The organism is Sphingomonas lacusdianchii (assembly GCF_022664395.1).
In the GTDB taxonomy this organism is placed as follows: domain Bacteria; phylum Pseudomonadota; class Alphaproteobacteria; order Sphingomonadales; family Sphingomonadaceae; genus Sphingomonas; species Sphingomonas lacusdianchii.
Genome location: NZ_JAKRET010000014.1, coordinates 56,890 through 69,215, shown reverse-complemented (window position 1 = coordinate 69,215; position 12,326 = coordinate 56,890). Strand labels below are relative to the sequence as shown.

Below are 12,326 nucleotides of genomic sequence, written 5' to 3'. Positions count from 1 at the left end.
CCAAAAACGTCGCCCCAGCGCAGGCTGGGGCCTCCCGCGGCTCCTGTCGCGTGCTTTCACGGGGAGATCCCAGCCTGCGCTGGGATGACGTTCGGTTCGAGATAGGTGGATCGGTCTTTCGATCGCCTCGCATGGAAAACGCCCGAGCCTTCCGGCCCGGGCGTTTCCTTCTTCAGACGATGGTGAGGCTTACGCGCGACCCAGATCGAAGCGGTCGGCCATCATCACCTTGGTCCATGCCGCGACGAAGTCCTGCACGAACTTCTCGCTGGCATCGCTGCACGCATAGACTTCGGCGATCGCGCGCAGCTGCGAGTTCGAGCCATAGACCAGATCGGTCCGCGACGCGGTCCACTTCTGCTCCTTGGTATGGCGATCGGTGCCGACGAACTCCTGGTCGCTTTCGTCGCTGACCTGCTTCCACGCCGTGCCCATGTCGAGCAAATTGACGAAGAAGTCGTTGGTCAGCTGGCCCGGACGCGTGGTGAACACGCCGTGCTCCTTCGCCTTGCTGTGGTTCGCCCCCAGCACGCGCAACCCCGCGACCAGCACCGCCATTTCCGGGGCCGACAGACCCAGCAACTGCGCCCGGTCGATCATCAGTTCCTCGGTCGGAACGTTGAACTGCACCTGCAGATAGTTGCGGAACGCATCGGCCTTGGGCTCTAGCACCGCGAAGCTTTCGACATCGGTCCATTCCTGCGTCGCGTCGGTCCTGCCCGGGGTGAACGGCACGGCGACGTCGTGGCCGGTCGGCGCGATCGCCTGTTCCAGCCCGACGACACCGCCCAGCACGATCAGGTCGGCGATCGACACGGTCTTGCCGCCCTTGCCGTCGAAATCGGCCTTGATGCCGTCATAGACGCTAAGCACCTTCGCCAACTGTTCCGGCTCGTTGACCTCCCAGTCCTTTTGCGGGGCGAGGCGGATGCGCGCGCCATTGGCGCCGCCGCGCTTGTCCGACCCGCGATAGGTCGAGGCAGATGCCCAGGCGGTCGTCACCAGTTCGGCGATCGACAGGCCCGATGCGGCAATCGCCTGCTTGAGCGTCGCAACATCGCCTTCGCCCAGCGGTTCGCCTTCGAGCTTCGGAACCGGATCCTGCCAGATCAGGTCTTCCTTCGGCACTTCCGGGCCGATCAGGCGGACATTCGGCCCCATGTCGCGGTGTGTCAGCTTGAACCATGCCCGCGCCCAGACATCGGCGAAATAATCGGGATCGGCACGGAATTTCTGACAGATCGCATTGTACGCCGGGTCGACCTTCAACGCCATGTCGGCGGTCGACATCATCGTCGGCACCTTCTTGTCCGGGGTATGCGCCGCCGGGGCCAGCGTATCCTCCGGATTGCCGACCGGCTGCCACTGATGCGCGCCCGCCGGGCTCTTCACCAGTTCATATTCATGGTCGAACAGCATGTCGAAATAGGTCATGTCCCACTTCGTCGGCGTCGGCGTCCATGCCCCTTCGAGGCCGGACGTGATGGTATGGTCGCCCATGCCGGTCTCGTGGGTCGATGCCCAGCCCAGACCCTGTGCGGCGATATCGGCGCCTTCGGGTTCCTTGCCCACATGCTTGGGATCGCCCGCGCCATGCGCCTTGCCGAAGGTATGGCCGCCGGCGGTCAGCGCGACGGTTTCCTCGTCGTTCATGCCCATGCGGGCAAAGGTTTCGCGCATGTCGCGCGCCGACCCCTTGGGCATCGGGCAGCCGCCCGGACCTTCGGGATTGACGTAGATCAGCCCGTGCTGGATCGCGGCGAGCGGGCTTTCGAGCGCGAGGCCGGCTTCCTCATCGATGCGGGTCTGGCCGAGCCATTCCTCCTCGGTGCCCCAATAGACGTCCTTCTCCGGCTCGAACACGTCCTCGCGTCCGCCGCCGAAGCCGAAGGTCGGGCCGCCCATCGATTCGATCGCGACATTGCCGGCCAGGATGAACAGGTCGGCCCAGCTCAGCTGCCGTCCGTACTTCTGCTTGATCGGCCACAGCAGGCGACGCGCCTTGTCGAGATTGCCGTTGTCCGGCCACGAATTGAGCGGGGCGAAGCGCTGCTGCCCCGCCGACGACCCGCCGCGACCGTCGCCGGTGCGATAGGTGCCGGCCGAGTGCCACGCCATGCGGATGAAGAACGGGCCGTAATGGCCATAGTCTGCCGGCCACCAGGGCTGGCTGTCGGTCATCAGCGCGGTCAGGTCGGCCTTCAGCGCGGCATAGTCGATCGCTTCGAACTGCTTGCGGTAATCGAAGTCGTTGCCCATCGGATTCCCGCTGACACCCTTTTGATGCAGGATGTCGATCGACAGCGCTTCGGGCCACCAGTCGCGGGCGGTCTGGCCCAGCAGGCGGCGCATCGCGGCGGGCTGCTTCTTGGGATCGTTGATCGGGCTGCCTTCGGTAATGGCGTCCATCGGTAAATTCCTCTCGACCGTCTAATGGCGGCAGGATGAACCAGCGGGTTGGGTAAGGCTAATGACTTGAACCAATGCCATTGATCGGTTTTTTCGATCGATCGCGCCTATTTCGCCTCGCGCTGCGCCCGCTCCGTATAAAATCCCGCCAGCACGTCGAACGCCAGCTTGCGCTGTCCGGTTTCCGATACCAGCCCCTTGCGATTATAGCCCTGCTGCCAACCGTTCTGGCGGCGCGGCGAGCGGAAATCCTTGAGCAGCCATGGCGACATGCCGCTGAGCGTCGGGATCTTCGCCGCCATGGCCAGTGTCGCGCGGTAATAGTCGCGCTGATATTCCTCGGAGAATTTTTGCGGGGCGGGGCGGTCGTCGTGGAAGCCGGCCTTCGCACCCGCACCGAATTCGGACAGGATCAGCGGCTTGTTCGCAGGCACCTGCCACGCTATTCCGGGCAGATCGGCCAGAAGGTCGGGCGAATACCAGCCATTATAGGTGTTGACCCCCATCACATCGAGCCGTTCGGCGAGCGGGTCGTTGATCGTCATCAGCGGATGGCCGTCCTGCGTCGACCGGTCGGTCAGCAGCGCGGCACCCAGCAGTCGCGTATCGTCGAGCCGCCGGACATCGTCGGCCAGCGTGCCAAGAAACGCGTTGCGCGCGGGCGAATTGGGGGTTTCGTTGGCGATGCTCCAGATCGCGATCGACGCGCGGTTGCGGTCGCGCACGATATTGTCGGCCAGCATCGCGCGGGCGGTCTTCAGCGTCGCGGGATTGTCCCACGCGATCAGCCAATAGACCGGCACCTCGCTCCACACGAGCAGCCCCAGTTCGTCGGCAAGCCGCGTCGTCACCTCGCCATGCGGATAATGGGCGAGGCGGACGAAATTGGCATGCAGTCCGTCCTTCGCCTCGGCCAGCAGCGCGCGCGCCGCGGCGGGCGTGATGCTGCGCGCGGGATTGTTGCCGAATTCCTCCTCATGCACGCTGATCCCGCGCAGGAAGACCGGGCGGCCGTTGAGCAGGATCTGCGCCCCGCGCCGCTCGATCGTGCGGAAGCCGATCCGGTCATGCCAGCGATCCTCGCCGGCTTCGAGCGTCACGTCATAGAGGGTCGGTGTCTCGGGCGACCAGCGGCGCATCCGCCTGGGGGCGGCGATCTCACCATGCCAGCGACCCTCGCCACCGGTGCGCCTCGACAGCGTGACCCCCAGCGCCGGAATGGTGAGCCGCATCAGCGCATTGGCGGCGGTGCTGCCGTTCAGCTTCGCATCGATCGCGAGTCGGCCGGTGCGGGTCAGCCGGACCCATGCATCGTCGACGAAGGTCGCGGGCGTTTCGATCAGGCGGATGTCGCGGGTGATGCCGCCATAATTCTCCCAATCGGTGACCGGCGGCGGCACGCTGCTGGCGTCGACGGCGGAATCGACCGCGACGGTGATCTGGTTGTCGCCGGCCCGGACGCGGTCGGTGACCTCGATCGCGAAGGGGGTGAAGCCGCCCTCATGCTCGCCGACGAACTGGCCGTTCAGGAACACGCGCGCCCGGTAGTTGACCGCGCCGAAGCGCAGGAAGCGGCGTTTGCCGGCGGTCGGCTGCGCGCTGAAATGGCGCTGATACCAGACCAGCCCCTGATAGTGGCGCATCTCCGCCGCATGGGTCATCCACCCGCCGGGCAAGGTCGCGACCGGCGCGGCGGCCATGTCATATTCGAACAACGCCTGCTGGTTGCGGCGCAGCTCTGCTTGAACATCGACGTCCGCCCAACGGCGCTCGGTGACATTCGCATCCTCGCCGTGAAAGCCGCGCATCCCGGCGCGGTACGGGTCGATCGAATAATGCCATTGCCCGGTCAGGTCGCTACCAGGTCGCAGGTCGCCCGCGACCATCGCGACGGGTGGCGGCGGCGTCTGGGCCAGAACCGGGCGGGCGGGAAGCAGGAGCGCGAACGCGCCGAGCAGGGCGAGGGGCAGGCGGGCGATCATCGCCGCATCATTGCCGTTGGCGGGATGGGGTACAAGGGGTTAGCGCGCGACCGGCCGACTTCCCGGTCGATCGCCCTTGCCGTCACCCGCCTGGGCGGGAATGACGAAGAGGGTAGCTCGACGAAGACCCAAGGGACGGGTGTCGCCGGTCAATTCGCCATTGCGGCCAACCGCGCCAGCAACCCATCCTCCGCGACGATCTCGATCGCAGCGCCGGCCCGGTTCAGTTCCTCGGCGCGGCGATAATCGGCATGGGCGTGGACGAAGCGGCCGAAGGTCTGGGCGTTGCCGATCACCAGCATCGTCGTGGTCGTCCCGACCCCGGCGACGATCCGCGCGCCGAGCGCGGCGAGCCGGTGCGCGAGCGGGCCGTCGCGGGTCGCGCCGATCAAGGCGATACGCTGCCCCTTCAGCGGGCCGTCGCCGGCGGCCTTGGGCGCCGACCCGCGTTTGGGGGCGGGGGAGAGCAGGGCGGCGAGGTCGTGGCCGGTATGCGCCATGGCGCGGACGACGACCATGCCCGCCGCGCGCGCGTCGCTCAGCGCGTCGTGATGCTTGTGCCGCAGTTTCAGGAACTTGGTCAGGATGTTCAGCCGGTGGCTCGGCAGTTCGGGCCATGCCCGCCGGGCGACGCCGACGCTGTCGAGCCAGCGCGTCTCGATTGGCGGCAGGCCATGCTGGGCACAGGCGGCGGCCAGCGCGCTCTTGTCGAACGACGAATGCGCCACCGTCACCCGGCCGGTCAGATAGGATCCGACCGTCGCATGGATATCGGCGAAATTGGGCTTGCCGAAGACATGGTCGCTGGTGATGCCATGGATGCGGATGTTCGACGCGAAGAATTCGTCGCAGGGGTCGAGCAGCGTTTCATACGCAAAGACCTCCGCCCCGGCATGGAAGCCGACGATGCCGATCTGGCAGATGCTGCTGACGCGGGAACAGGCGGTTTCGACATCGATGACGACGAAATCGACGGGCGGAACGGATGGCACGGACACCCCGTCGCCATAGCATGAGCGCGCGCGCCCGCGTAAGGTGGCGCGATGGAACGGACGGTGCGCGGGGCGGCGGGGCTGCTGGTCGTGGTGACCTGGATCAGCGCGGCGCTGTTCGGGGCCTATATCGTCGCATTCTTCGGCGGGGCGGCGCTGCGCGGTACGCCCGAACAGTGGAACGCGTCGCTGCCCGCCCTGTTCGACCGCGCCGGCCCGGTCGGGACGATGGCGATCGGTGCGCATTTCGTCGCGGGTGGCGTGCTGCTGCTGCTGGGGCCGATCCAGTTGATCGCACGGCTGCGGACAGGCTGGCCGGGGCTGCACCGCTGGCTGGGACGCGTCTATGTCATGGCGGCGGCGGTGACCGGGGCGGGGGGCCTGGGGTTCATCATCACGCGCGGGACGATCGGCGGGCCGGTGATGGATATCGGCTTCGGCCTGTACGGGCTGCTCACCTGCGCCGCCGCGGTGCTGGCGTGGCAGCGCGCATGGACCGGCCGGATCGCGGCGCACCGGGCATGGGCGATCCGCCTGTTCGCGCTGGTCATTGGGTCATGGCTGTACCGGATGGAATATGGGCTGTGGTTCCTGACCATGGGCAAGGTCGGGCATAGCAGCGACTTTCGCGGCGGTTTCGACGCGGTGATGGCCTTCGCCTTCTACCTGCCCAATCTGGCGGTCGCCGAACTGTTCATCCGCGCCCGCCGCCGCCCGGCCGGTGTCGCGCTGACCGGCGGCGCGGTTGTGGCGTTGATCGCCGCCAGCCTGTTCGTCATGCTGGCGACCTGGGTGTTCGTCACCCGCTTCTGGGGGCCGGGGTTCGTCAGCGGGGTGACCGGCGCGCCGCTGTGACGCGCGATCAGTCGACCGGGGTGATCCGCGCTTCGAAGAACGCCCAGTTGCCGTCGCGATCCCAGAATTTCTCGCCCGTGGCCCAGGCCGACTGGATCGAGGCGAAGTCGTGCATCAGGAACATGATGGTTTCGCGATGCCCTTCGGAAATGGTCATCACCTGCTTGTTCGCCGCCTGAATTTCGAATTCGGGATCGCCGGGTGGAAAGTCGTAGCAATGGATATCGACCTCGATCAGCATCGTCGCCGCCGGCGGATCGACCAACCGGATCATCACCTGCGGCCGCTCGACCGAAAAGGAGGAGGGCATGTCCTTCTGAAAGATCAGGTCGAACGCGGCATACATATAGCTGCCGTCCGCGAACTGCCCCATGCCGACCGAGCTGGGGCTGACATATTCGACCCAGCCCCTGCCGGCCACCATCGGCTGATCGGGGCGCAGCGTCAGCCACGGCGTATCGAGCTTATAGGGTTTCTGCGTGCCCAGCAGCGCAGCGATCCGCGCCGCCCGCGTATCGCGCAGCACCGCGAGGCGGGCGGGATCGATCCGCATCCGCGACGGATCGAAACGCTTGCGGGTGAAGGTACGCAACAGCCTGGCGTCGGGCATGGCGGCTCTCCTGTGGTTGCCGGCACGAGGCGGCAGTCATGGCGATGATGCCGGGGAGGCGACAGGCCGGAAATACGCCATATCGGGTAGCGTGCCTTGGTGCCATGGGGACCGAAAATGCCGGCTTTTCAATTATTCGCGCTGTGATAGCCTGATGCGATCCAGCCATCGGACGGAGATCAGGCGTGTCGCTCATCATCAACGGGGTGGCGGTCGCGCCGCCCGCCGATCCGCGCGTGTCGCTGCTCGACCATCTGCGCGAGACGCTGCATCTGACCGGTACCAAGAAGGGCTGCAACCAGGGGGCGTGCGGCGCGTGCACCGTGCTGGCCGATGGCGAGCGCATCCTGTCGTGCCTGGCGCTCGCCGTGCAATATGACGGGCGGTCGATCACTACGATCGAGGGGGTGGGGCAGGCAGGCGCGCTTCATCCGCTGCAACAGGCGTTCATCGACCATGACGGATTCCAGTGCGGATATTGCACGCCGGGCCAGATCTGTTCGGCGCTGGGGATGATGATGGAGGCGAAACGTGGGCTGCCGAGCAACGTCACGTCCGACCTGACCGCCGCCGTCACCCTCGACCGCGCCGAGGTGCAGGAACGGATGAGCGGCAATCTGTGCCGTTGCGGTGCGCATAACGGGATCATCGATGCGATCCGCCTAAGCGTGGAAGCTGCGGCATGACCCCGTTCGACTATGCCCGCGCGGGCGACGTCGCGGATGCACTGCGCATGGGCGCGATCGAGGGGACCGCGTTTCTGGGCGGCGGCACCAATCTGGTCGACCTGATGCGCGAGACGGTGGCGCGGCCGGCGCGGCTGATCGATGTGAGCGGCCTGTCCGACCGGATCGAGGAAACACCGGACGGCGGCCTGCGCATCGGCGCGGGCGTGCGCAACACCGCGCTCGCCGAACATGCGGCGGTGCGCAGCCGCTATCCGGTGCTCGCCCGTGCGATCCTCGCGGGCGCGTCGGCGCAGATCCGCAATATGGCGACGGTCGGCGGCAATTTGCTGCAACGGACGCGCTGCACCTATTTCTACGACACCGACGGATCGCGCTGCAACAAGCGGGTGGTCGGATCGGGCTGCGACGCGCGCGGCGGGTTCAACCGCATCCATGCAGTGCTCGGCGCATCGGACGCATGCGTCGCGACGCATCCTTCCGACATGTGCGTTGCGCTCGCCGCGCTCGATGCGGTGGTGCAGGTCGAAGGGCCGGCCGGTGCGCGCGCGATCGCGTTCGATGCGTTTCACCGCCTGCCCGGCGACCGCCCCGATCTCGACACGATATTGGCGCCGGGCGAGCTGATCGTCGCGGTCGAGCTGCCGGCCAACCCGCTTGCGGCGCATTCGACTTATCGCAAGGTGCGTGACCGGGCGAGCTATGCCTTTGCCCTGATCTCGGTCGCCGCGGCGCTGTCGATCGAGGAGGGGCGCATCGCCGATGTCCGCATCGCGTTCGGCGGGGTGGCGCACAAGCCATGGCGCGCGGTGAAGGCGGAGGCGGCGCTCAAGGGACAGGTGCCGGACGACGCGCTGTTCCGCGCGGCGGCGGCGGCCGAGTTCGCCGATGCGCAGCCGCTGCGCGACAACGGATTCAAGCCGCTGCTGGCGCAGCGCACGCTGGCGGCGGTGCTGGGCGAACTGACGACGGGAGCAGCGGCATGAGCATCATCGACAGCGCCAAACAGACCGCACAGGGGCTGGTGATGGGCGCGCTCCAGAAACTGGTGCCGCTGGCCCCCGATAGCTGGATCCCGGGCGGGGTCCCCGACCCGCTGATCGCGCGCAAGCACGGGCTGATCGGGACGCCGGTGTCGCGGCTCGACGGACCGCTGAAGGTCAGCGGCGGAGCGGCCTTTTCCGCCGAATATCGGTTCGAGAACATGGCCTATGCCGCGCTCGCCTATGCCACGATCGCGCGCGGGCGGGTCACCGCGATCGACAGCGCGGCGGCGGAGGCGGCGCCGGGCGTGGTGCTGGTGATGACCCATCGCAACGCGCCGCGGATGAAGACGCCGGCGATGTTCGGCACGTCGGGCAGCGCGGTCGGGCCGGACACGGTGCCGATCCTGCAGGACGATAAGGTCCATTGGAACGGACAGCCGATCGCCTGCGTGCTCGCCGAGACGCAGGAACAGGCCGACCATGCCGCGTCGCTGCTGCGCTTCACCTATGCCGAACTGCCGGCGGTGACGGCGCTGGCGGCGGCAAAGGCCAAGGGGGTCGAACAGGGCCTGTTCATGGGACAGCCGCTGCGCAACGAAATCGGCGATGCCGAGGCGGCGCTGGCTGCCGCCCCGCACAAGGTCGACCGCCGCTATACGACGCCGCGCCACAACCATAACCCGATCGAGCCGCACGCCGCGACGCTGGCATGGATCGACGGCGTGCTGGTGATCCACGACGCCAGCCAGATGGTCGCGCAACAGGCGCAGACCATGGCCGAGGTGTTCGGGCTGAAGGCCGACAAGGTCCGGCTGACCTCCCCCTATGTCGGTGGCGGCTTCGGGTCGAAGGGGCTGTGGGAACATCAGGTGATCGCTGCCGCCGCCGCGAAGCTGGCCGGGCGACCGGTGCGCATCGCCCTGTCGCGCGAGGGCGTGTACCGGGTGGTCGGCGGACGCACGCTGACCGAACAGCGCGTGGCGATCGGCGCGGCGGCCGACGGGCGCTTCACCGCGCTGATCCATACCGGCCTGTCGGTGATGACCCCGCACAATGCCATGCCCGAACCGTTCATCCTCGGCACGAGGTCGGCCTATGCCGTGCCCAACATCGCGCTGAATGTCGACGTGGCGCGGATGCAGACGCTCGCCAACACCTTCATGCGCGCGCCGGGCGAAGCAGTCGGCACCTTCGCGCTCGAATCGGCGATCGACGAACTGGCGGGCGAGCTGAACATCGATCCGGTCGAGCTGCGCATCCGGAACGAGCCGGACAAGGACCCGACCTCGGGCCTGCCCTTTTCCTCGCGCCATATCGTCACCGCGTGGCGGCAGGGGGCGGAACGCTTCGGATGGCGCGACCGGCCGGAGACCGCGACCCGCCGCGAGGGCGAATGGCGGATCGGCATGGGCTGTGCGACCGGCACCTATCCCTATTACCGGATGCCGGGGGCCAAGGCGCGGCTGACGCTGACGCGCGACGGCGACGCGGTGCGCGCTTCTGTCGAGGTCGCGGCGGCGGAGATGGGCATGGGCACCGGCACGACGACCGCGATCGTCGCCGCCGAACGCCTCGGCCTGCCGCTCGACCGGGTCGAGGTCGGCTATGGCGACAGCGCCATTCCCGGCGCGATCATGGCCGGGGGATCGCAACAGACCGCCGCGATCGGCGCGGCGGTGATCGCCGCGCACAATGCGCTGACCGCGAAGCTGCTGAAACTGGCGGGCAACGACTCGCCGCTTGCCGGGCTGTCGGCGAAGGAGGTCGGCAGCGATAGCGGCGGCCTCGCCAGTCTCGACGATCCGGCCCAGCGCGAAAGCTATGCCTCGATCCTCAAGCGCGCCGGGCGCGACAGCATCGAAGTGACCGAGGCGGGGTCGCCGCCGCTCGAATTCATGCACTGGTCGATGCATTCGCACAGCGCGCTGTTCTGCGAAGTCGGGGTCAATGACGTGACCGGCGAAGTGCGGGTGCGCCGCTTCCTCGGGTCGTTCGACTGCGGGCGCATCCTCAACCCGCGCACCGCCGCCAGCCAGTTTCGCGGCGGCATCGTCATGGGTCTCGGCATGGCGTTGATGGAGGAGACGCAGTTCGACGAACGCAGCGGCCGGATCATGAACCCCAGCCTCGCCGAATATCATGTGCCGGTGCATCTGGACGTGCCCGAGATCGACGTGATCTGGACCGACATTCCCGACCCGCACACGCCGATGGGCGCGCACGGCATCGGCGAGATCGGCATTACCGGCGTCGCCGCGGCGGTGGCCAATGCGGTCCACAACGCGACCGGCCGCCGCATCCGCGACCTGCCGATCACGCTCGACAAGCTGTTGTAGCGAGCGAGAAACTGGAGCGATTTTAAGGACGTATGCCGGCCGGTCGCCGAAACCCGCTTGCTACCGCGCGCGAGTCCGGCAATGCATGCCCGACAGAACGAAATGGGCGGGAGGGGCCGATGGCGTTACCGGAATTGAGCGTGGCGTTCTTCCTGCAGATCTTCGTCATCGTCGGCGCGTGCCGCGTGACGGGATGGTTCGGGAAACGCTTTCTCGATCAGCCGCAGGTGGTGGGCGAGATGATCGCCGGGGTCCTGCTCGGCCCGTCGCTGCTCGGGCTGTTCGCGCCCGAGCTGCAGGCGGCGATCTTTCCCAAGGATGCCAAGCCGATCCTCTATGTCTGCGCGCAGCTGGGCGTCGGGCTGTACATGTTCCTCGTCGGGCTGGGGTTTCGCACCGACCATTTCCGGCTGAACGCGAAGAGCGCGGTCGCGGTGTCGCTGTCGGGTATGGCGGCGCCGTTCCTCGTCGCGCTGGCGCTCACCCCGTGGCTGCTGGGGATGGACCTGTTCGGTAAGGGGATTACCAGCCTGCAGGTAACGCTGTTCATGGGCGCGTGCATTTCGATCACCGCCTTTCCGATGCTGGCGCGCATCATCCATGAGCGCGGGCTGACCGGCACGCCGCTCGGCTCGCTGTCGTTGTCGGCGGGCGCGATCGACGATGCCGGGGCATGGGTCGTGCTGGCGATCGTGCTGGCCAGCTTCGGCGGCGGCAGCGAGGTCGCGGTCAGGGCGATCGTCGGCGGCGGCGCGTTCGCGGCGTTCATGATCCTGCTGGGGCCAAGGGTGCTCGCGCCGCTGACCCGCTGGGCCGATCGCGAGGGGCGGGTGACGCAGCCGATGCTGGCGGTCGTCGTGATGCTGTTCGGCCTCAGCGCTTGGGCGATGGACGCGGCGGGGATGCATTCGGTGTTCGGCGGCTTCCTGCTCGGCTGCGTCATGCCGCGCGGGGTGCTGACGCGCGAGGTGCGCAAGCAGGTCGAACCGTTCACGACAGCTTTGCTGGTGCCGATGTTCTTCGCCTATTCGGGGCTGAACACCCAACTGACCATGGTCAACAGCGTCGACCTGATCGCGGTCGCGTCCGTGATCCTGATCGGATCGGTCGCGGCGAAGGGCGTGGCGTGCTGGGCGGCGGCGCGCGCGACCGGACAGGACAATGCGACGGCGATGGCGGTCGGCACGCTGATGAACGCGCGTGGGCTGATGGAACTCATCATCATCAACATCGGCCTGCAAAAGGGCATTATCGGCCCGGCGCTGTTCTCGATGCTGGTCGTCATGGCGATCGTGACGACGCTGATGGCCTCTCCGCTGTTCGAGATCGTCTATGGCCGCAAGGCGCGGGCGGCAGGCGCGCTGGGCCAACTGAACGAGGAGGAAGCGACGGAAGGCGCCGCGCGACCGTCGCCGGTCTGACGGGCGGCGCCTCCAGGTCGTTACGGCTTCCGAAGTTGCGGGGAGCGCT

The 12,326-nt window shown here is 67.5% G+C and carries 9 protein-coding genes; 5 read left to right on the top strand and 4 right to left on the bottom strand.

Annotated elements, in window-relative coordinates; genetic code table 11:
• Positions 1–189: 189 nt before the first annotated feature.
• The 3 genes from katG to MF607_RS17300 all read right to left on the bottom strand — a co-directional run bounded on the left by katG (position 190) and on the right by MF607_RS17300 (position 5,389).
• Positions 190–2,409: a catalase/peroxidase HPI gene (gene katG / locus MF607_RS17310; RefSeq protein WP_242121104.1), complete on the bottom strand. Its 2,220-nt coding sequence runs from the start codon at positions 2,407–2,409 to the stop codon at positions 190–192.
• A 107-nt stretch (positions 2,410–2,516) separates the two neighbouring features.
• Positions 2,517–4,391 carry a glycoside hydrolase family 2 protein gene (locus tag MF607_RS17305; protein WP_242121102.1) on the bottom strand — a complete coding sequence of 625 codons (1,875 nt, stop codon included), beginning with the start codon at positions 4,389–4,391 and terminating at the stop codon, positions 2,517–2,519.
• Between the two features lie 149 nt (positions 4,392–4,540).
• On the bottom strand, positions 4,541–5,389 hold the full coding sequence (locus tag MF607_RS17300; RefSeq protein WP_242121100.1) for an exonuclease domain-containing protein: 849 nt from the start codon (positions 5,387–5,389) through the stop codon (positions 4,541–4,543).
• Between the two features lie 45 nt (positions 5,390–5,434).
• On the opposite strand from MF607_RS17300, the gene MF607_RS17295 reads away from it, so the two are divergent.
• Positions 5,435–6,238 carry a DUF2306 domain-containing protein gene (locus tag MF607_RS17295; RefSeq protein WP_242121098.1) on the top strand — a complete coding sequence of 268 codons (804 nt, stop codon included), beginning with the start codon at positions 5,435–5,437 and terminating at the stop codon, positions 6,236–6,238.
• A gap of 7 nt (positions 6,239–6,245) precedes the next feature.
• Here the strand turns inward: MF607_RS17295 and MF607_RS17290 are convergent, their stop codons facing one another.
• A complete protein-coding gene (locus MF607_RS17290) occupies positions 6,246–6,848 on the bottom strand; it encodes a hypothetical protein (RefSeq protein ID WP_242121096.1) in 603 nt (200 codons plus the stop codon).
• Positions 6,849–7,033: 185 nt separating this feature from the next.
• Here MF607_RS17290 and MF607_RS17285 point away from each other — a divergent pair, with 185 nt between their 5' ends.
• From MF607_RS17285 to MF607_RS17270, 4 genes are all read left to right on the top strand, one after another.
• Positions 7,034–7,534 carry a 2Fe-2S iron-sulfur cluster-binding protein gene (locus MF607_RS17285; RefSeq protein ID WP_242121094.1) on the top strand — a complete coding sequence of 167 codons (501 nt, stop codon included), beginning with the start codon at positions 7,034–7,036 and terminating at the stop codon, positions 7,532–7,534.
• The gene (locus MF607_RS17280; protein ID WP_277925976.1) at positions 7,531–8,520 is read left to right on the top strand and encodes an FAD binding domain-containing protein; all 990 of its coding nucleotides are present in this window, start codon (positions 7,531–7,533) and stop codon (positions 8,518–8,520) included. Before MF607_RS17285 ends, MF607_RS17280 begins: the two co-directional genes overlap by 4 nt.
• Complete coding sequence (locus tag MF607_RS17275) at positions 8,517–10,856, top strand: xanthine dehydrogenase family protein molybdopterin-binding subunit (protein ID WP_242121093.1); 2,340 nt, start codon at positions 8,517–8,519, stop codon at positions 10,854–10,856. Before MF607_RS17280 ends, MF607_RS17275 begins: the two co-directional genes overlap by 4 nt.
• Positions 10,857–10,975: 119 nt before the next feature.
• Positions 10,976–12,277, top strand: a complete 1,302-nt coding sequence (locus MF607_RS17270; protein WP_242121091.1) for a cation:proton antiporter — start codon at positions 10,976–10,978, stop codon at positions 12,275–12,277.
• Positions 12,278–12,326 lie beyond the last annotated feature (49 nt).